The 292-nt window shown below is 66.4% G+C and carries 1 protein-coding gene; it reads left to right on the forward strand.

Going from position 1 to position 292, the window contains the following annotated elements:
• On the forward strand, window positions 1–292 hold a 292-nt coding region (locus tag KVS69_RS19310; RefSeq protein WP_217539566.1), incomplete at both ends, for a ParB/Srx family N-terminal domain-containing protein.

Raw genomic sequence — 292 nt, forward strand, 5'->3', positions numbered from 1 at the left:
TGAACCTGATCTTGGTTCCCCACTCGCTGTTGCTGCCGCGCCGATCCAGGCGCAACGTCCGCACGACCCCGCGCCAGTCCGTCCCCGAACTGGCCGCGTGCCTTGCCCGCATTGGCCTGCTGCAAAACCTGATCGTCATCCTTTCCGCCGATGGCGATGCTTACGAGGTGGTGGCAGGCGACCGCCGACTGACCGCCTGGAAGCTGCTGGCGAAGAAGAAGCGCATCCCCGCCGACTACGAAGTGCCGTGCCTGCTGGTGGCCGATGCGTCCGCCCGCACCGTTAGCCTTGC

Source organism: Stenotrophomonas sp. GbtcB23 (assembly GCF_019091045.1).
GTDB lineage: Bacteria > Pseudomonadota > Gammaproteobacteria > Xanthomonadales > Xanthomonadaceae > Stenotrophomonas > Stenotrophomonas rhizophila_A.